Source organism: Burkholderia pseudomultivorans, assembly GCF_902499075.1.
In the GTDB taxonomy this organism is placed as follows: Bacteria; Pseudomonadota; Gammaproteobacteria; order Burkholderiales; family Burkholderiaceae; genus Burkholderia; species Burkholderia pseudomultivorans.
The window spans coordinates 14,676-27,965 of sequence record NZ_CABVPP010000034.1 but is presented as its reverse complement, the minus strand read 5'-3'; the positions used below and the strand labels follow the sequence as shown (position 1 = coordinate 27,965).

Genomic DNA, 13,290 nt, shown 5'->3' with positions numbered 1-13,290 from the left:
CGGTCTCGGCTATCAGTGCGTTTCGGTGACTTTGTTCAGGTGGCGCGGCGTGTCGGGATTGCGGCCGCGCGCGACGGCGAGATCCGCCGCCATCACGTAGAACGAAAGAATGGCGGCGATCGGGTCGAGCGCCGAATGAGCGGACGATGCGAGCGGCAAGCTCGCGCCCGGCGTGCCGGCCGGCGCCGCGAGCAGCACGGCGGCGCCGCGTGCGCGCATGTCGGCGGCGAGCTGCAGCAGGCCGGACTGCTCGGGCCCCGGCGGCGCGAACACGAGCAGCGGGTAGTCGCGGTCGATCAGCTCCATCGGGCCGTGACGCACTTCTGCGCTCGAGAACGCCTCGGCCTGGATCCCGGAGGTTTCCTTCAGCTTCAGCGCGGCTTCCTGCGCGATCGCGAGGCCCAGGCCGCGGCCGATCACGATCATCCGCTCGACGCCGGCCAGCGCGGCGACGGCGGGCGACCAGTCGAGCGCGCCGGCCTGCTCGAGCACGTCGGGCAGCCCGCGCAGGGCCGTCATCAGCGCCGCGTCGCGCTGCCAGAACGCGACGATCTGCGCGGACAACGACAGCATCGCGATATAGCTCTTGGTCGCGGCGACCGACAGCTCGGGGCCGGCCAGCAGCGGCAGCTGGTGCTCGCACGCGTCGGCGAGCGGCGACGGCAGCACGTTCACGGCGGCGACGGTGCGCGCACCGGCTTCGCGCAGCGCGGCCATCGTGTTGACGAGATCGGGGCTCTGGCCCGACTGGGAAAACGCGATCGCGAGCTGGTCCTGCACCTTCAGCGGCGCCTGCTGCAGCGTCGCGACCGACATCGGCAGCGACGCGACGGGCACGCCGAGGCGGCTCATCGTCAGGCTCGCGAAATAGCTCGCGGCGTGATCGGAGCTGCCGCGCGCGACCGTCAGCGCGACGGCCGGCGGATGATCGAGCAACTGGCCGGCGAGCGCTTCGACGCGCGCGGTATCGGCGAGCTGGGCGGCGACGACGCGGGCGGACTCGCGCGCTTCGTTAAGCATATTCGACAATCGATTCTCCTTCGACGTAGGTCGCGGTGAGGTTCAGGTCGCGATCGAACACGACGAGGTCGGCCCATGCGCCGCGCTCGACGCGACCGCGATCGGCAATGCCGAGGTAGTCGGCTGCGTAGCGCGACATCCGGTTCGATACGTCGGCGATCGGCAGGCCGAGCGACACGAGGTTGCGCAGCGCCTGGTCCATCGTCAGCGTGCTGCCGGCGAGCGTGCCGTCGGCGAGCCGCACGCCGCCGAGGCACTTCGTCACGTGCTGGCTGCCGAGCCGGTATTCGCCGTCGGGCATGCCGGTGGCGGACGTGCTGTCGGTCACGACGTACAGGCGCGGGATCGCGCGCAGCGCAGCACGAATCGCGCCCGGATGGACGTGCAGCAGATCGGGAATGATTTCCGCGTATTCGGCATGCGCGAGCGCTGCGCCGACGAGGCCCGGGTTGCGGTGATGCAGCGGCGACATCGCGTTGAACAGGTGCGTGAAGCCGCAGGCGCCGTGCTTGAGCGCGGCAACCGCGTCGTCGTAGGTCGCGAGCGAGTGGCCGAGCTGCACGCGCACGCCGCGCGCGGCCATCTCGCCGATGATCTCGATGTGGCCGGCGATTTCCGGCGCGAGCGTGACGACGCGGATCGGCGCGATCGACAGGTACTTCAGCACTTCGTCGAGCACCGCCGACACGGCCGCGTCGGGCTGCGCGCCGAGCTTGCCCGGATTGATGTACGGGCCTTCGAGATGCACGCCGAGCACGCGCGCGCCACCCGGCGTGCGGGTGCGCGCGACGAGGCCGAGGTTCGCGACGACGTTCATCAGCTCGTCGCGCGGCGCGGTCATCGTGGTCGCAAGCAGGCTGGTCGTGCCGTACTGCGCGTGCGTGCGCGCGATCGTCTCGATCGCGTCGCCGCCTTCCATCACGTCGGCGCCGCCGCCGCCGTGCACGTGCAGGTCGATGAAGCCGGGCAGGATGTAGGGCGCGTCGTTCTTCGCGGGATCGGCAGGCGTGCCGTCGAGCCGCGTGATGCGGCCGTTCTCGCTATCGAGCGAACCGTGAATCCAGCCGTCGGGGGTCAGGATGTTTCCAGTCAGCATGACATTCTCTTGGTGATCTGGTGACGCGAGCGTTCGCGTCGTGATGTGCAAATTCGTTTCGCGCCTGTCGCGCGCGGGCAGTCTCGCGCGTCAGCGTTTCAGTTCGGCGACGAAGTCGTAATAGTCGTCGCGGCAATACGTTTCGCTGACTTCGATCGCGCGCTGATCGGCGCCGTAGCCGATGCGCGTGATCACCAGCAGCGCCGCGCCCGGCTTTACCGCCATCCATTTCGCGATTTCGCGCGTCGCGTTCACCGCGCGAAAGTGCTGCAGCGCGCGCACCACGTTCATGCCGCGCGCCTCGAGGTATTCGTACAGCGACGCGCCGAGCGCCTGCGGGTCGGGCACCACCGCGGCCGGCAGCGTCGAATGCTCGACGGCCATCACGATCCCGTCCGCGCGGCGCAGCCGTTCGAGCCGCGCGACCGTCGCGCCGGGCGCAAGGCCGAGATGCACGAGCTCGTCGCGGCTCGCGGGGCGCAGCCGGCGCGACAGCCACACCGAATCGGGCGTGAAGCCGCGCTGCCGCATCTTCGCGGTGAAGCCGACCAGCCGCGACAGCGGATCGGCGACGCGCGGCGTGATGAAGCTGCCCGCGCCGCGCGCCCGCTTGATCAGTCCCTGCTCGGCCAGCAGCGCGAGCGCGCGCCGGGCCGTGATCCGCGACACGCCGACCGACGCCGACAGCAGCCGCTCCGACGGCAGCGCCTCGCCGGCGCGCCACGCGCCGCCGTGAATCGCGCCGGCCAGCTTGCGGGCGAGCTGCAGATAGAGCGGCGTATCGCTGAGCGGATCGGGCGCCAGTTCGGACCAGCCGGTTTCCATGTGCCTCCGGGTGTCGGACGACGACCGCGGGCCGTCGAAAGTGAACGCATTATATAACCACCATAATACCAGTCAACGAACTGGTACTAGCACTGCGAAAATCGCCGAAAGCCTTGCCAGGCAAGCGGTTTAGTGCCGGAAAAGCCTTTGTTTACAATGCAGGGCAGGATAGGGATTTACCCGGATTGGTATGCAAGGGGACAACTTCGACGAGACGCCGATGGGAATTTCCTGGCGGGAAACAAGACCGGAATAGAACCAGTTGAGCCGACTGGTCTGCATTCCGGGCGGCGCCACGCTCGGCTCTCAGTGGAACTCCCGGCTCGACGTGCGCAGCCCGCCGAGCAGCGGCGTCAGGTCCTCGAAATGCTGCGCGACGAGGTGCCTCACGTCGCTCACGACCTGCCAGACACCCGACGCCGCGAGCAGTTGCGAATCGAGCGTCGCGCGACGCTGCCGCGCGAGCAGCTCAGGCCGGACGATCACGTTCACGCAGCCCGTTTCGTCCTCAAGCGTCATGAACATCACGCCGTTCGCCGTGCCCGGCATCTGGCGCGAGATCACAATCCCGCACGCGCGCGCGAGCCGGCCGTCGGGACGATCGCGCAACTCGGCGGCGGACGACAGCCGCTGCGCGCGCAGCGCGGGACGCAGCAGCGCGACGGGGTGACGGTTCAGCGTGAGGCCCGTCGTGTCGTAATCGGCGAGGATCTCGTCGGCTTCCGACGGCGCGCCGAGCGCCGGCCGCTCCGCTTCGTCGATCGGCGCGGCCGCGAGCAGGTCGCGATCCGGCGCCGCGGCGACGGCCTGCCACAACGCGTCGCGGCGGTGGCCGGCCAGCGTCGCAAGCGCGTTCGCGGCGGCGAGCGCTTCGAGGTCGCGGCGTTCGAGCTGCGCGCGGCGCGCGAGTGCGTCGACGTCGCCGAACGGGCCGGCCGCGCGGGCGGCCTCGATGCGCCGCGCAGTCGCTTCGCCGAGACCGCGCACGAGCGACAGGCCGAGCCGCACGGCGGGCTGGCCGTGCGGCGGCGGCTGGTTCGGCAGCGCTTCGAGCGAGGCTTCCCAGTTGCTTTGCGTGACGTCGATCGGCAGCACCTGCACGCGGTGGCGCTTCGCGTCCTGCACGAGCTGCGACGGCGGATAGAAGCCCATCGGCTGGCTGTTCAGCAGCGCGGCGAGGAAGATCGCGGGCTCATGGCATTTGAGCCAGCTGCTCGCGTAGGCGAGTTTGGCGAAACTGGCCGCATGGCTTTCGGGGAAGCCGTATTCGCCGAAGCCCTTGATCTGTTCGAAGATCTGTTCGGCGAATTCGCGTGTATAGCCGCGTTCGAGCATGCCGTTGACGATCTTGTCGCGATACGGGCCAAGATCGCCCCGGCGCTTCCATGCCGCCATCGCACGGCGCAGTTGGTCAGCCTCGCCGGGCGTGAAACCGGCTGCGACGATCGCGATCTGCATCACCTGTTCCTGGAAGATCGGTATGCCGAGCGTGCGCTCGAGCACCTCCTCCAGCGCTTCGCTCGGGTAGGTGATTTCCCCTTCCTCCTCTCCCGCCTTGATCCTGCGCCGCTTCAAATACGGATGCACGGCGCCCCCCTGGATCGGCCCCGGACGCACGATCGAAACCTCGATCACCAGATCGTAATAATTGCGCGGCCGCAGGCGCGGCAGCATCGACATCTGCGCACGCGATTCGATCTGGAACACGCCGACCGTATCGGCGCGGCAGATCATGTCGTAGGTGGTCACGTCATCCTGCGGGATGTGCTCCAGCATGAACGGCTTGCCGTCCGGCTCCGGCCCGCGCCATGCGGTGCGCATGTCGAATGCGCGATGCAGCGCCGACAGCATGCCGAGCGCGAGCACGTCGACCTTCATCAGCTTGAGCGATTCGAGATCGTCCTTGTCCCACTGGATCACGCGCCGCCCGTCCATCGCCGCATTCTCGACCGGCACGAGTCGCGTGAGCTTGCCGCGGCTGATCACGAAACCGCCCGAGTGCTGCGACAGGTGGCGCGGAAAATTGAGCAGCCGTGCGGCAAGATCGGCCCACGCGCGGATCAGCGGCGTCGCCGGATCCAGCCCGGCCGTCGCAAATTTCTGCAGCAGATCGCGGCTGCCATCGAACCAGCGGTACCCTTTCGCGACGCGATCGACCAGCATCGGATCGACGCCGAGCGCCTTGCCGACTTCGCGCAGCACGCCGCGCGGGCGGTAGGTCGAGACGGCGGCAGCGAGGGCGGCGCGATGCTTTCCGTATTTCTCATAGATGTGCTGGATCACCTCTTCCCGGCGCTGATGCTCGAAGTCGACGTCGATATCGGGCGGCTCGCCGCGCTCCACGCTGATGAAGCGTTCGAACAGCGTCGTGCTCTGGTCAGGATCCACCTCGGTGATGCCAAGGCAATAGCAGACCACCGAGTTCGCGGCCGAGCCGCGGCCCTGGCACAGGATGTTCCGGCTGCGCGCAAATTTGACGATGTCGTAGACGGTCAGGAAGAACGGTTCGTAGCTCAGCTTCGCGATCAGCTCCAACTCGTAATCGATCCGCCGCTGCACATGCTCGGGCACCTTCCCCGAGTATCGCCGGCGCGCCCCTTGTTTGGTCTCCTGTTCCAGATAGCTCGTCGGCGTGTGCCCCTTCGGCACGATCTCGTCGGGATACTCGTAGCGCAGCGTGTCGAGTTCGAAATGACACGCATCGAGAATCGCACACGTCTGCGCGATCTCGTCCGCCGAAAACAGCTTCGCGATCCGCGCACGCGAACGCAGGTGCTGTTCCGCATTCGGCGCGAGCGCATAGCCGCACTCCGACACCGGCATCCCGACCCGGATCGCCGTCATCACGTCCTGCAGCGGCTTGCACGAGCGCCGGTGCATCGTCACGTCGCCGAGCGCGACGACGCGCACGCCGCGCCGCGCGCCGGCCGCGCGAATCTCGTCGCGTTGCGGGCCGTCCAGCGCGCGCTGCAGTTGCACGAGCCCGAGCCGCGCGCGCTCGCCGAACGTCGCGCGAAACCACGCGACCTGCGCATCGAGCACGTCCGCGCGCACCGGATATACGGGTACGAGAATCGCAAAACAGTCGGGCATCCCGCGCAGATGCGCGAATTCCTCCGGCGGCCTCGACAGCATGCGCGGCGTCAGCTGGTACGTGCCTTTCGGCGCGGCCATCCGCCGCCATGAAATCAGCTCGGACAGGTTGCCGTAGCCTTCGCGGTTCTGCGCGAGCAGCACGAGCCCGAACGCGCCGGGCCCCGGATCGTGGCCGGGCGGCGCCTCATCCGGCGTGACCTCGAAGTACGAACCGATGATCAGCGGCAAGCCGGCCGCCTGCGCCGCGACATGCATCCGCGGCGCGCCCGCGAGCGAGCATTCGTCGGTGATCGCGATCCCGCGATAGCCGAGATCCACGGCGCGCTCGACCAGTTCCTCCGCATGCGACGCGCCATGCAGGAACGAAAAGTTCGAACGGCAGAACAACTCCGCATAAGCGGGCAGCAACCGGGATTCCGCAACCATCGCCGCTCACCCGAACAGGCCGTGCAGAAACCAGTGCGGGTCCGCCTGGCTGCTCATGCGTTCCTTGAATATCCAGTAGCACGCGCCCTCCTCGTCCTGCGCCACGCAGTAATCGCGCGCCACGTGCTGACCGTCGAACCACCCCGCCTCGATCCGCTCGGGCGACGACATCATCCTCAGCGGCGTACGGAACACTGGCCGGTTCTCGCGCATCAGCAGCGGCAGCGGCTCCGCCAGCAACCACGCAGGACGCGGCGGCACTGCCGGCGGCGCGCCCGCCGGCTTGCCGGCCTGCGCATCGAGCGACACCCAGCGGTTCGCCACCTCGGGCCGGTGATCGGCCAGCGGCGCCGCGCGCAGCACGTTCTCCGCGCCGAGCCGCGCGACCAGCAGTTCGAGCAGCCGCGCGCGCGTCTCCTTCGTGCCGCCCGGCTCGGGAAACAGGTCGTCGGCCGGCGGCGCGACCGATTCGACACGCGTGGCCTTCAGGCGCACCGCGATCACCGCGGCCGGCAATTCGACCCGCGCAAGCCGTTCGCCGAGCAGCCGCATGAAATGCGCCTCGTCGCGCACGGGCGCAGCGAACGCGAGTTCGAGCGGCGTCGGCGGCACGGCCTGGCGGCCGCGCTCGTGTTCGAGATCGAACGTCATCGCGGCCAGCGACAACTGCCGCGCGGCCAGCCAGCCGCACAACTGCACGACGAGCCGCCGCGCGGCGAACAGCACGGCCTCCGCATAGTCGACGCGCTCCGCCAGTTCGAGCCGCACGTCGAACACCGGCGGCACCGCCATCCATGCCAGCGGCTCGACCGCGTCGCCATACGCGCGATCGAGCGCGGCCAGCAGCGCGGGGCCGCAACGGCGCTGCAGCCCCGCGCGCGGCAGGCCGCGCAGATCGGCGAGCGTGCGGCAGCCGAGGCCGTCGAACCAGCCCGCATACGGACGCGCCTCGGGCAGCAGCACGCACGGCAGGCCGTCGAGCGCGCGGACCAGCGACGCATGGGCGGCCACCCGGCGCCGGATGCGCGCCCGCGCCGACACGCGCGCCAGCAGCCACGCGCCGCCGCCGGTCGGCGCGGTAGACAGCCGCATCGCATAACCGAGCGCCGCGAGCGTTGCGCGCACCTGCCGGCACAGCGACGGCAGCCCGCCGAACAGGCGCAGGCTCGGACCGACATCGACGATCAGCGTGGCTTCGTCGCCCAGCGCGACGCAGGGCGAAAAACGCAGCAGCGCGAGCGCGACCGCGCGCAGCGCATCGGCCTCGCGCGCCGGGTCGCGTTCGACCAATCGCGTGTCGGGCGCGAGCGTCAGCACGCCGCCGCGCTTCATGCCCGCGCGCACGCCCTGCCGGCGCGCGGCCGCGTCGGCGATCAGCACGGCGCCCTGCTCGAGCACCGCGCAGCCGGCGTCGGCCGCGCCGTCGTCAGACGGCGGCGGGGCGCACACGTCGAGCGGCAGGCGCGGCAGATGGATGCCGAGCAAGACGCGCATAGCGGCTCTCCACGATGGGCGATGGCAGGTCGAGTTCGAGCGGCTCGCTGCGCGCGGGCCCGCGCCGCTTGACGATGTCGAGCGACACGCCGCCCGGCACCGGATACAGCGCGACGCGCAGCACCGCGGGCGACGGCTGCCGCGCGGCCGGCAGCGGGCGCAGCATCACGAACAGCGTATCGCCGGTGCGCGCGGCCGCGAGATGCAGGCGTCGCAGCGCGTCGGGGCGCGCGTCCTGCCACAGCAGCAGCGCGCCGCAGCAGCCGGTGCGGAGCGCCTGCTCGGCGGCCCACAACGCATCCGTGCGGCTGCCGGCGCGCAGCCACAGCAGCGCGTCGGCCGGCACACCGAGACTGGCGAGCGCGCTCGCATGCGGCGACTGCGGCGGCGCGACGAGCGCCAGCGGCCGCCGCGCGCTGACGGCGTGCGCGAGCGCCGGCGCGAGCAGGCGCATTTCGCCGCAGCCCGGCTGCGCAGCCAGCAGTTCGACGAGACTGCCCACCGGCCAGCCGCCGCCCGGCAGCTCGGCGGACAGCGACGCGAAGCCCGTGTCGATCGTGCGCGGACCGCCGCGCGCAAGCTGAGAACCGCGCCACAGCGACGGATGAAGGGATTCCGGGGACAGGGATGAGGCGGACATCATGCGACTCGATGCTGTATGGATATACAGTATAGAGGATCGCCACGGACGCTGTCAGGCCCCAACAAAAAGGGACAGGCAATCCGTCGATCGGCGCGGCTCGGCCGCCCGCGCCGGCATCGGCATGGGCGCGACATGCGGCCCAATCGCCGCACCGAATCGCTCGCACAGCACGGTCGCGCGAGCGACGGCCTCTCGCCGGCGCCCCTCGATGCAAAACGGGCCGCCCTGGCCGGCGAAATCTGTTCGCACCGGCCGGGCGGCCCGTTCATCCGGGGCAGCCGATCAATCGATCAGCCGAGCAGCAGCGCGTCGTCGTCGAGCTGCTCGTGCCGCACCTTCTCGAACATCTGCAACAGGTCCGGCACGTCGAGCCCCTTGCGCGCGTCGCCCGACACGTCGAGCACGACCTGCCCCTGGTGCAGCATCACCGTGCGGTCGCCGTAGTCGAGCGCCTGTCGCATGCTGTGCGTGACCATCATCGTCGTCAGCTTGCTCTCGGCGACGATGCGCGCGGTCAGCTCCAGCACGAACGCGGCCGTCTTCGGGTCGAGCGCGGCCGTGTGCTCGTCGAGCAACAGGATCCGCGACGGCCGCAGCGACGCCATCAGCAGGCTCACGGCCTGCCGCTGGCCGCCCGACAGCAGCCCGATGCGGTCGGTCAGCCGGTTCTCGAGGCCGAGGTTCAGCAGCCGCAGCTTGTCGCGGAACAGCTCGCGCGACAGGCGATCGAGCGCGGCCCCGAAACCGCGCCGCACGCCGCGCGCCATCGCGAGCGCCATGTTCTCCTCGATCGTCAGCGCCTCGCAGGTGCCGGCCATCGGATCCTGGAACACGCGCGCGACGAGGTGCGCGCGATCCCACGCGGCCTTGCGCGTGACGTCCGTGCCGTCGATCGTGATGCGCCCCGCATCGACCGGCTGGTCGCCGCTGACCGCATTGAGGAAGGTCGACTTGCCGGCGCCGTTCGAGCCGATCACCGCGACGAACTGGCCGTCGGGGATCTCGAGCGACAGCCCGCGCAGCGCGCGCGTCTCGATCGGCGTGCCGGGATTGAACGTGAGTTTCAGGTCTTGTGCGGACAGCATGTCATGCCCCTCCGTTCTTGCGCGCGAACAGCTTCTTGCGCGTCGCCGGCAGCACCAGCGCGATCGTGACGAGCGCGGCCGTCACGAGGTTCAGGTCCTGCGCCTTCAGGCCGATGAATTCGCTGTTCAGCGCGAGCGCGATGAAGAAGCGATAGACGATCGCGCCGATCACGACGGCGAGCGTCGTCAGCACGAGCCGGCGCGCGGGCAGCAGCGTCTCGCCGATGATCACGGCGGCCAGCCCGATCACGATCGTGCCGATCCCCATCGAGATGTCGGCGCCGCCCTGCGTCTGCGCGAACAGCGCGCCGGCGAGCGCGACCAGCGCATTCGACAGCGCCATCCCGGCGAGCGTCGCGCGGCCGGTCGCGATGCCCTGCGCGCGCGCCATCCGCGGGTTCGCGCCGGTCGCGCGCATCGCGAGGCCGAGCTGCGACGAGAAGAACCAGTCGAGGCCGAGCTTCGCGACCACCACGACGATCGCGAGCAGCGCCGGACGCAGCACGTAGTCGGGCAGCCAGTCGGGCTGCAGCACGGTGAAGATCGTCGGCTCGGTGATCAGCGGCACGTTCGGCCGGCCCATGATCCGCAGGTTCACCGAATAGAGCGCGATCATCATCAGGATGCTGGCGAGCAGATCCATGATCTTCAGGCGCACGTTGAGCCAGCCCGTGACGAAGCCGGCCAGCGCGCCCGCGACGATCGCGAGACAGGTCGAAGTGAACGGGTCGTAGCCGGCCGAGATCAGCGTCGCGGCGACGGCGCCGCCGAGCGGAAAGCTGCCGTCGACGGTGAGGTCGGGGAAATTGAGGATGCGGAACGAGATCAGCACCCCGAGCGCGACGAGACTGAAGATCAGGCCGATCTCCAGCGCACCCAGTAACGAGAACAGAGACATGATGGGGAATCCTGTTGCGTGCCAGCCGCGCGTGTGCGGCCGGGCAAAGCGGACGGGCGGCCCCGGGTGGGGGCCGCCCGTCCGGCGATGTCGTTCAGGCCCGGATCGGGCCTGCCAGCGCGGCGGCGAGCCGGCCGCGGCTTACTTGATGACCGTCTTCGCTTCCTTCACGAGGTCCGGCGACAGCGTCACGCCCTGCTTCGCGGCCGCGCCCGTGTTCACGAACAGTTCGAGGTTGCTGCTCGTCTCCGACGCGATCGCGCCCGGCTTCTCGCCCTTCAGGATGCGCGCGACGACCTTGCCGGTCTGCCGGCCGAGGTCGCCGTAGTTGATGCCGAGCGCCGCGATGCCGCCACGCTTCACGCTGTCGGTGTCGCCCGCGACGAGCGGGATCTTCGCTTCGTTCGCGACCTTCACGAGCGCTTCGTACGCGGACACGACGTTGTTGTCGGTATTCGTGTAGATCACGTCGACCTTGCCGATCAGGCTCTTCGCGGCCGGGCCGATGTCGACGGTGCGCGGCGCGGCCGCTTCCTTCAGCGTCATGCCCTGCTTCGCGAGGATCTCCTTGAGCTCCTTCACGACGACGACCGAGTTCGCCTCGCCCGGGTTGTAGACCATGCCGACCGTCTTCGCCTTCGGCACGACGCGCTTGATCAGCGCGACCTGGCGATCGAGCGGCAGCTTGTCGGACACGCCCGTCACGTTGGTGCCCGACGGGCCCCAGCCCTTCACGAGCTGCGCGGCGACCGGATCGGTCACGCCCGAATAGACGACGGGCACGCTCTTGGTGGCCGCGACGACCGCCTGCGCGGCCGGCGTCGCGATCGCGACGATCACGTCGGGCTGGTCGCCGACGAACTTGCGCGCGATCTGCGCGGCCGTGCCGGTATTGCCCTGCGCGCTCTGGTATTCCCACTTGAGCTTGTCGTCGCCGTAGCCTTCCGCCTTCAGTTCGGCGCGCACGCCGTCGCGGATCGCATCGAGCGCCGGATGATCGACGATCGACAGCACCTTGACGGTCTGCGCCTGCGCGGCGCCGGCCAGCGCCAGTGCGGCCACGCCGGCCGTGATCGAACGGATCGCGAAAGTCTTGAAACGCTTCATGGGTGAGTCTCCCCCGTATTGTCGGTTCTGGATGATGGATTCCCGCCGCGGCGAGTGCCGCCGCCCGCCCGAAGCGGCGACGGCCGGCCCGCGCACGCACCCCGGGAAGGCGCGCGGCGGCGAACGCACGAGGATACCATTTCCGCAGACCACCGCCTGACTCCGCGCTTTCGCATGTTCGCCCGCCGCGCGCGGGACCAGCGACCCTTCATCGCATGCGCGGCAAGGCCGGCCGCCGCGCCGCCGAAGCCGGCCAAACGCATGCGCCGCTTTACGTTATGCTGTCGACCGAGCCCGTCCACCTGATCGGAGGCGCCCATGCCACGCGGTATCCGTTCGATCGCGATCGCTGTCGTCGCGGCGGCGCTGGCGCCAGCGCCGCCCGCCGCAGCTTCCGGGCTGACCGACGGCAATGCGCAATACGACGACTGCATGCTGCAGGCGCTGCGCGAGAGCCGCAACGGCGCGGCCGCGCAATTGATCCAGCGCTCGTGCGACGCGCTGTACCGCAACAGCGCGATGACGCTGCCGCGCGAGCGCCGCTATCACGAGTGCGTCGTGCAGTCGCTGCCGGGCGTGCGCGACAACTACGCGATCCAGCAGATCCTGTCGATCTGCTCGCGGCGCGGCGAAATGTAAGTGCGGCGCGCGCGGATGCAAAAAGGGCCTGCGCGATGCAGGCCCCGGCGGTTCAGCGGTATGTCCGGCGTGTCGTTCAGAACGACGCGACCATCGAGCCCTTGAACTGCTTCTTGATGAATTCCTTCACTTCCGGCGACTGGTACGCCTTGACCAGCTTCTTCACCCACGGCTGATCCTTGTCCTTCGCGCGCACGGCGATCAGGTTCGCATACGGGCTCGTCAGCGATTCGAGCGCGATCGCGTCCTTGGTCGGCTGCAGGTTCGCGGCGAGCGCGTAGTTCGTGTTGATCACGGCCGCGTCGACGTCCGACAGCACGCGCGGCAGTTGCGCGGCGTCGAGCTCGGAGATCTTCAGCTTCTTCGGGTTGTCGGCGATATCGAGCACGGTCGCGTTATTGCCGCCCGTACCGGCGCCGGCCTTCAGCTTGATCACGCCCTGCGTCTGCAGCAGCAGCAGCGCGCGGTTCTCGTTCGACGGATCGTTCGGCACCGCGAGCTTCGCGCCCTGCGGCAGGTCCTTCAGCGACTTGAACTTCTTCGAGTACACGCCCATCGGCGAGATATAGGTCAGGCCCGCGCTGACGAGCTTGTAGCCGCGCTGCTTCACCTGGCTGTCGAGGTAGGGCTGGTGCTGGAAGCTGTTCGCGTCGAGATCGCCCGCGTCGAGCGCCGCGTTCGGCTGCACGTAGTCGTTGAACTCGATGACCTTCACGTTCAGGCCTTCCTTCTCCTTCGCGACCTTCTGCACGACCTGCCACACTTCGGCGTCCGGGCCGGCCACGGTGCCGACCTTGATCACCTTGTCCTCGGCGTGCGCGCCCGCCGACAGCGTCAGCGCGGCACCGGTTGCCAGCACGGAAAATACCTTCAGGAGACTGCGACGCTTCATCTGTTTCTCGCTTTCTTGCAAACTGAAAATGGGGCGCGATACGGGTATGCCCCGACTCGCAGGAAGGGG

General features: G+C 69.4%; 11 protein-coding genes. 1 reads left to right on the top strand and 10 read right to left on the bottom strand.

Features of this window, described 5'->3' with window-relative positions:
- Nucleotides 1-12: 12 nt before the first annotated feature.
- The 9 genes from BST28156_RS21130 to BST28156_RS21090 all read right to left on the bottom strand — a co-directional run bounded on the left by BST28156_RS21130 (nucleotide 13) and on the right by BST28156_RS21090 (nucleotide 11,690).
- Complete coding sequence (locus BST28156_RS21130) at nucleotides 13-1,020, bottom strand: SIS domain-containing protein (RefSeq protein WP_040128253.1); 1,008 nt, start codon at nucleotides 1,018-1,020, stop codon at nucleotides 13-15.
- Nucleotides 1,013-2,116: an N-acetylglucosamine-6-phosphate deacetylase gene (nagA, locus tag BST28156_RS21125; protein ID WP_174903310.1), complete on the bottom strand. Its 1,104-nt coding sequence runs from the start codon at nucleotides 2,114-2,116 to the stop codon at nucleotides 1,013-1,015. The genes BST28156_RS21130 and nagA overlap by 8 nt, the downstream gene beginning before the upstream one ends.
- Before the next feature lie 90 nt (nucleotides 2,117-2,206).
- Nucleotides 2,207-2,941, bottom strand: coding sequence for a GntR family transcriptional regulator (locus BST28156_RS21120; RefSeq protein WP_040128255.1), 735 nt, complete (start codon nucleotides 2,939-2,941; stop codon nucleotides 2,207-2,209).
- A gap of 306 nt (nucleotides 2,942-3,247) precedes the next feature.
- Nucleotides 3,248-6,463, bottom strand: a complete 3,216-nt coding sequence (locus BST28156_RS21115) for an error-prone DNA polymerase (protein ID WP_174903309.1) — start codon at nucleotides 6,461-6,463, stop codon at nucleotides 3,248-3,250.
- A gap of 6 nt (nucleotides 6,464-6,469) precedes the next feature.
- Nucleotides 6,470-7,957, bottom strand: coding sequence for a Y-family DNA polymerase (locus tag BST28156_RS21110; protein WP_174903308.1), 1,488 nt, complete (start codon nucleotides 7,955-7,957; stop codon nucleotides 6,470-6,472).
- The gene (imuA, locus tag BST28156_RS21105) at nucleotides 7,890-8,597 is read right to left on the bottom strand and encodes a translesion DNA synthesis-associated protein ImuA (protein ID WP_060246958.1); all 708 of its coding nucleotides are present in this window, start codon (nucleotides 8,595-8,597) and stop codon (nucleotides 7,890-7,892) included. The genes BST28156_RS21110 and imuA overlap by 68 nt, the downstream gene beginning before the upstream one ends.
- Before the next feature lie 293 nt (nucleotides 8,598-8,890).
- A complete protein-coding gene (locus tag BST28156_RS21100) occupies nucleotides 8,891-9,685 on the bottom strand; it encodes an ABC transporter ATP-binding protein (RefSeq protein ID WP_174903307.1) in 795 nt (264 codons plus the stop codon).
- Between the two features lies 1 nt (nucleotide 9,686).
- Entirely contained in the window at nucleotides 9,687-10,583 is an 897-nt protein-coding gene (locus BST28156_RS21095) for an ABC transporter permease (RefSeq protein ID WP_059512647.1), read from the bottom strand.
- Between the two features lie 141 nt (nucleotides 10,584-10,724).
- Nucleotides 10,725-11,690, bottom strand: a complete 966-nt coding sequence (locus tag BST28156_RS21090; RefSeq protein ID WP_060246833.1) for an ABC transporter substrate-binding protein — start codon at nucleotides 11,688-11,690, stop codon at nucleotides 10,725-10,727.
- Between the two features lie 318 nt (nucleotides 11,691-12,008).
- Here BST28156_RS21090 and BST28156_RS21085 point away from each other — a divergent pair, with 318 nt between their 5' ends.
- On the top strand, nucleotides 12,009-12,329 hold the full coding sequence (locus BST28156_RS21085; RefSeq protein ID WP_174903306.1) for a VF_A0006 family four-cysteine protein: 321 nt from the start codon (nucleotides 12,009-12,011) through the stop codon (nucleotides 12,327-12,329).
- Nucleotides 12,330-12,405: 76 nt separating this feature from the next.
- Here the strand turns inward: BST28156_RS21085 and BST28156_RS21080 are convergent, their stop codons facing one another.
- Nucleotides 12,406-13,221: a MetQ/NlpA family ABC transporter substrate-binding protein gene (locus tag BST28156_RS21080; RefSeq protein ID WP_040128260.1), complete on the bottom strand. Its 816-nt coding sequence runs from the start codon at nucleotides 13,219-13,221 to the stop codon at nucleotides 12,406-12,408.
- Between the last annotated feature and the right edge of the window lie 69 nt (nucleotides 13,222-13,290).